4 protein-coding genes and 1 pseudogene are annotated in these 4,799 nt (G+C 62.8%); 1 reads left to right on the top strand and 4 read right to left on the bottom strand.

Annotated elements, in window-relative coordinates; genetic code table 11:
• The first annotated feature begins 121 nt into the window (after nt 1–121).
• The gene (locus ACDP63_RS24185) at nt 122–391 is read left to right on the top strand and encodes a DUF6429 family protein (protein WP_409928794.1); all 270 of its coding nucleotides are present in this window, start codon (nt 122–124) and stop codon (nt 389–391) included.
• A gap of 131 nt (nt 392–522) precedes the next feature.
• Here the strand turns inward: ACDP63_RS24185 and ACDP63_RS24190 are convergent, their stop codons facing one another.
• The 4 genes and pseudogenes from ACDP63_RS24190 to ACDP63_RS24205 form a co-directional block, all read right to left on the bottom strand.
• Entirely contained in the window at nt 523–1,560 is a 1,038-nt protein-coding gene (locus tag ACDP63_RS24190; RefSeq protein WP_409928795.1) for a nucleotidyl transferase AbiEii/AbiGii toxin family protein, read from the bottom strand.
• Entirely contained in the window at nt 1,553–2,146 is a 594-nt protein-coding gene (locus ACDP63_RS24195; RefSeq protein ID WP_409928796.1) for a DUF6088 family protein, read from the bottom strand. Before ACDP63_RS24195 ends, ACDP63_RS24190 begins: the two co-directional genes overlap by 8 nt.
• Before the next feature lie 89 nt (nt 2,147–2,235).
• Nucleotides 2,236–4,713 carry a DEAD/DEAH box helicase gene (locus tag ACDP63_RS24200; protein ID WP_409928797.1) on the bottom strand — a complete coding sequence of 826 codons (2,478 nt, stop codon included), beginning with the start codon at nt 4,711–4,713 and terminating at the stop codon, nt 2,236–2,238.
• Nucleotides 4,710–4,799 (bottom strand): annotated as a pseudogene (locus ACDP63_RS24205) (IS5/IS1182 family transposase); the annotation flags it as partial. The pseudogene ACDP63_RS24205 and the gene ACDP63_RS24200, both read right to left, overlap by 4 nt.

A 4,799-nucleotide genomic window follows, 5' to 3' on the forward strand; every position in this document is an offset into this window, starting at 1 on the left:
CCTCGTCCGACATCAGGTCTCGTGCCAAGCTGGTCTCCATCGCAGATACCAGCTTGAATCATGATCAGCGCGCCCCGGGAATCCCTTTTGTCAACACGGCCTAAGAGGAGGTGGTCACGCGATGGAAATCGACGAGGACAAGATCGACGACGCGGTTCTGGCGCTGCTCTATCTGACGCTTGGTCGCGATGGGCGGGCGTGGAAGGGACACGACTGGGGCGCGATGAACCGGCTCCACGAGAAGGGCATGATCGGCGATCCGGTCAACAAGGCGAAATCCGTCTGGCTGACCGACGAGGGGATCGCGCGTTCGGAACGGCTCTTTCGCGAGATGTTCGCTAAAGGAGAGGGGCGGCGGTCGTCTGGCGACGGGAGCGGGATTTCCGAATAAGCGGTCTGCTCCAGGAAGCACTCCTGCGGGGGCCGCATTGGCGACGCGATATCGATGCGCGTCGAGAATGCCTCTGACCCTGCCGATTCGTCAGGAGGGCAGTCCCATAGCATCCCGCATTTCCTGTTGGCTTATCGGTTGATCGCCTGTTGGAGTGTCGCAATCCTGGCGAGGATTTCGTCGAACGATGGCGGCGTCTGATCGAACATCATCGGCGCCATCGCCCGATAATCCGTGCGCAGGTCCTTGATCCGGGCGTCGTCCGGCATTAGCCGCAGCGTCCCCGGCCGAGCCGTCTCGTAGCTGGACCAACCCGAGCGAAAGAAGGTTGCCTTGTGCTTGGCCACCTGGGTCAACAGATCGACGTCGCTGGCGGCGGCCTGACCCTCGTCTGTATCGAGAAGCATGGCCAGGTCGTAATAGTGCCGCGAGAAATACTGCGGCGTTGGCGACTTGGCCGGACGATGTGCCTCCGCGTGGAGGGCCGTCGCCTTCTCCCAGAAGGTGCGCCGGGCTGACATGATGGTCACCCGGGTGTCGGGATCCTCGAAGAAGCCCGGATATTCGTCGGCCGCATAAGGACGGATGATCTTCTCCTCGGTGGGCCAAGGATCGCCCCGCGCGCCGAGTTCCAGCTTCACGCGCGGGGTGATGTAAGCCATGCCATCATATTCGGTGGCGGACAGCGCGGTGGGGTAGTGGAAGTTGACCGTCTGGGTGTCTGCGGCATCTATCTCCAGCGACCATTCTCCGTTGACCGGCTCTCCAAGCTGCTCGACGATTGCAGCGTGAAGCGCAGGGAGCAGTTTCTCCTTGATGTGGTGCTCGACGTCGCCAACCAATTCGTCGATAAGCCGGGCGGCCTGCTTTCGGCTGATGCCATCCTTCTCCGGATCGCGATCACCGCTATATCCGAGTTCGGTGCGGTCAAACGAAAGGTCGATGTCCTCGGAGAAGCGGCGGATGGCGCCGAACCCTTTGGACAGGGACGTGCCGCCTTTGAAGATCAAGGTGGCAGCGGCCCCCTTTGGTAGACTGAAGAGGCGTTTCAGGCTCCAGCAGACCCAGAAATCCTTTTCGATGATCGTGTCGGCAACACCGAGGCTGGCGCCTGTCTCTCCGAACAGGGCGGCGCGATCGCCGGCGGGAAGTCGGGCCACCTTATCCATCGATACCGGCTATCCCTGCGTCGGCGATCGAGACCAGCGTCGACCGCATCCAGGCTGGCGCGTGAACGGCTGTCGAGGCCAGGGTCTTTTTGTCGCTGGCCGAAAGCCGACGCGCGGCCATCTGCGCAACGTCGGCCGCGCCCGTAGGACCGACGTGACGAAGCGCCTGCACGACCATACCAGCCGCACTGCCGGGTGCGATCAGGTGCTTGGGCGAGGCGTGTCGAAGATCGACGACGCGCTTTCCCAGCACGACGCGCCGCGGTGGGCCATCGGTCAGATAGGTGCTCCGTGCCGGTACCTGCGTCGTGAGGCCGAGGGCGTTCGCGGCGCGAGCGCCTGAGATCTGAACCCGCGAGCCGGTTTCCCGCGCCAATGCTTGGGCGACATCGTCTGGCGTCGGCGAAAGGGGGCCGAGCTTCGGATGGACCTTGGGGAAGTCGTAAAGACCACGCGCAAGGCGGCGCAGCTTCCCGCTCTTGACAAGCCTGGAAAGCGCCTGATCGACCGCGGCCCGCGCCGCCAGGTCCAGGAAATCGCTGGGCGTGAAGACGCCGCCGCGCCCCATGGCCCGGGCGCGCTTCATGACCCGATCGGGAACCGATGTGCCAGTCGTTTTCATATGTCAGAAAATAGCATTGCTTTTTCTGACATTCAAGGGGTTGGGTGGCTCGATCACCTGCGCGTTAAGTCGCCTGGACCAAGGTATCGGACCTCGACGGTATCGCCAAGCCAACCGACACTCGCCAATGCCAAGCCCTGCCGACCCGTATTGAGCGGTTCTTTGAGCCGCCCCAGACGCGTAAAATCCGCCGCATAGACGAGCGTTTCGTCGCCTGCTTCAACGAAGCGCAGCGCCGTACCCACCGGCGGGCCGACATCATCCCATTCGACATCGAGTTCATGGGTTGTCGATGCCCAGGTCCGCCGACGTTCGGGTGCCAGGCTTTCGATGAACTGGAGCCAGAGCCCATGCGATGCCGTGGTCGGCCAATCGGGGTCGTTGCGCCCACTGGCGACGGCGTCGTCGCGTAACCAAGCACGCAATTCCGCCATTGTGGTGAAATCCGCCTGTGTCTGCAAAACCGCACTGATCGCGGCGAGGCGCGAGCTGAATCCGGCATGCATCAGCATGGCCGCCGAGACGTTGAGCGTGCCGGTCTCGACAGCGCCTACCGCCACCCCGAGCTCGACATCCTCCATCGAGAACCCGCCTTCGAGCACGTCGCCGTGCGCTAGCCCGCGGACGCGCACGGCCTCCATTGCCCAAGGCAATTTATAGACAAGCGTCTGCTCGACGAATTTCAACACTTCGTCTTCTCTGCCGGAAGCAAGAGGCGCGAGCGCGCGACCTTCCAGCCATGCCTTCAGGATCGCCGGCCAGTCGTCCGGCAGGTCGTCTGGGGCGAAAGGAGCTATCGCGAAGACCTTTTTGGCGAATGCCGTAACAGCGGCGATCGCTTCCTTCGCATCATCGAAGATAATGGCGCCATTGGCCCGGGCCAGAAGTTCGTTTAGTTCGGCGGCATTATCGTCGAGCGCTTCGCCGGTCGCGAGACCAACGCCGGCAAGGAAATAGCCACGACGCTGCGTGGCCGTCGTCCGGCCCCATATGAATTTCGCGCGCGCGACCAGCCCGGTCTTGAGCAACTGCTGGACAGCCGCCTTGCGGTGCTGAAGGCGCCGCGTCCATAGCGACGAGGTCAGCACGTCATCGAGCATCTCCTCGATCTGATCGTCCGGCACTTCCTGCTCGCCGAGCATGCTGAGTAGCGCCGTGTCGAGAGTCGTGAGATACCCCGACCAGCGCCCGCGCTCCTGCTCGTTCACATCGCTGCTTTCGGTGGGCAGTACCGGGAAGTCCCACGCGGTCACGCCGGCAAGATAGTCTAGGACGGTGGCCATCGACTTGGCTTTGGTCTTGCGGACAATCCGGCCCATCAACGAGAGCAACAGGCGCAACAGGCCGCTCTCCATTTCCTTGCCCTTGGCGCTTTCGACCATCTCCTTCCACTCGGCGCGGCGATTAGTGAGCCGGTCGAACATCGGCATGAGCACCAGGCCCTCGACATCGACATAGGCGCGACCGGCACGCCCGACGACGTTGCGGAATTCGGCAATGTCGATCAGCTCGCTGCCACGCTTGAGGCCATGGAAGATCAACGTCGTGGCCGAGAGGTTCAGCCCCTGCGCAAGCGTAGGTGACGACACCGTCACTCGCAGGATGCCATCGCGCAGCAAGCGCTCGACCTCCTTGCGATAGGGCGTGGGAAGCGCGCCATGATGGATCGCAACACCGAGGCGCAGGCACGCCAGAACCGGACTGTCGACGCCAAGCCACTCGGCCCCGATCGCGATCGCATTGTCCAGTACGGCCGGGGCGTGATCGAGCACCGGCACGATCGATCCGCGCTTGGCGAGGTCGACGATCGCTTTGGCGAAAGGCTCGACCGATCGACGTTGCGGACAGAAGATCAGCACGGAGTGCTGATCTGCGACCATCTCCCATGCCGTTGCGATGCACAGTTCGCGCTGATCGCACGGGAAGAAGCGCGTCTTGCGCCCCTTGGGCAGGCTGGCTGTCAGGAAGCGCGGCACGAACGGTTTCTCTGCGCCGACCGAGATTTCGAGCTTCGCGTGATCGCTACGCCATTCGACCTCGCCGTAGCGCAGGCGCGTTGGGCGCCAGTTCATCTTAATCAGTCCGTCGTCTTGATCGCCGGTCAGCCACGCCGTGAAATCCTGGAGCTGATCGCCATCGGGAAGGATGGCCGATAGACAGACGATGCGCCGGGTCTCGGCGTCGCTGCGCCGCAACAGGCGCTGGATTTGAACCTCATAGCGGACTTCACGCTCGGTCAATCCGATCATATGGCCTTCGTCGAGGACGACGAGGCCTACGGTGTCGAGCAGGTCAGGGTCGTTGCGAAGCGCGAAATCGAGCTTCTCGGGCGTGGCGACGATGATGTCGCTTTCCCGCAGGAAATCCTCATCGACATCGCTGACGCCGATCGCGCCATAGAGACTTGAGACCGTTTTTCCGAGCGGCTGGAAAGTACGCTGAAGCGTCACTTCGGTCTGCGCCGAGAGAGCGCGTAGCGGGGTCACGAACACGACGCGGCGACCGGCAGCGAGACAAGGGTCAGGATTCATAACCAATAAATGACGGTTGCCGCGAGCGCGATGGCCGAGAGGAAGACCTTCGGGCATCTGTCGTATCGGGTTGCCACGCGCCGCCA

Origin of the sequence: Paracoccus sp. P2 (genome assembly GCF_046335115.1) — a bacterium.
Lineage (GTDB): Bacteria > Pseudomonadota > Alphaproteobacteria > Rhodobacterales > Rhodobacteraceae > Paracoccus > Paracoccus pantotrophus.

Excerpts from the sequence above, each read along its gene's own strand:
- ACDP63_RS24185 (WP_409928794.1), top strand. The coding sequence starts at position 122 with ATGGAAATCGACGAGGACAAGATCGACGACGCGGTTCTGGCGCTGCTC.
- ACDP63_RS24190 (WP_409928795.1), bottom strand. The coding sequence starts at position 1,560 with ATGGATAAGGTGGCCCGACTTCCCGCCGGCGATCGCGCCGCCCTGTTC.
- ACDP63_RS24195 (WP_409928796.1), bottom strand. The coding sequence starts at position 2,146 with ATGAAGCGCGCCCGGGCCATGGGGCGCGGCGGCGTCTTCACGCCCAGC.
- ACDP63_RS24200 (WP_409928797.1), bottom strand. The coding sequence starts at position 4,713 with ATGAATCCTGACCCTTGTCTCGCTGCCGGTCGCCGCGTCGTGTTCGTG.